We start from the raw sequence: 890 nt of genomic DNA on the forward strand, positions 1-890 counted from the left end.
AGTGAGGACCCTTTGCGGCCTGCTCCGCGTGCGGGCCGATGCCGGCCAGGTCATGTCCCGTTGGGTGGTGTAGTCACGGCAGCTGTTTCGATTCCGGTTGCGGCGTGATCTGCGGCTCGGGTGAGGTCGGCTGGGCGGTGAAGAGTTCGGCCATGGAGGCTTCGGAGAGGTAGCGGCGGTCGAAGACCTGCCATTCGTCGTGGAGTTCGGCCAGGACGGCTGCGGCGAGTCGCTCCAGGGCGGCGGGGTTGGGAAAGACTTGGACGACGTCGGCCCGCCGTTTGATCTCCCGGTTCAGCCGCTCCAGCGGGTTGGTCGACCAGATCTTCTTCCAGTGCGCGGGCGGGAAGTCTGCGAAGGCTGTGATGTCGACCGCGGCGTCCAGCAGCAACTTCTTGACCTGCGGGAACTGTCGTCCGAGCATGTCGGCGACCACGTTCAGCTGGGTGCGGACAGCCGCGGCGGTGGTCTGCGCGAAGATGGTGCGGATGGTGGCCGCGACCATCTCGCCAGAGCCTTTTTCGATCACTGCGAAGACGTCGCGGACGAAGTGAACACGGCAGCGTTGCCAGGCCGCGCCGAGGAAGACCGCGCGGATCGCGGCGACCAGGCCGCTGTGGCTGTCGGAGATGACCAGCTGGACGTTCTCCAGGCCACGGGCCCGCAGACTGCGCAGGAACTTCGTCCAGAACGGCTTCGACTCGCTGTCGCCGACCATCACACCGAGGATCTCGCGGTGCCCGGTGGCGGAGATACCGGTCGCGATGACCACCGCTTGCGAGGCAATCCGGTGATTCACGCGGGCCTTGCAGTAGGTGGCGTCCAGGAAGACGTAGGGGAAGACGGTGTGATCCAGCGGCCTTTCCTTGAACGCGGTCAGTTCCTCATCC

1 protein-coding gene is annotated in these 890 nt (G+C 65.8%); it reads right to left on the reverse strand.

Features of this window, described 5'->3' with window-relative positions:
* Nucleotides 1–73 precede the first annotated feature (73 nt).
* Nucleotides 74–890 (reverse strand): IS256 family transposase (locus IG05_RS0140950; protein ID WP_037815888.1); only part of this gene is annotated, 817 nt, incomplete at its 5' end.

It is taken from the genome of Streptomyces sp. NRRL S-1022, assembly GCF_000720135.1.
Taxonomy (GTDB): Bacteria; Actinomycetota; Actinomycetes; order Streptomycetales; family Streptomycetaceae; genus Streptomyces.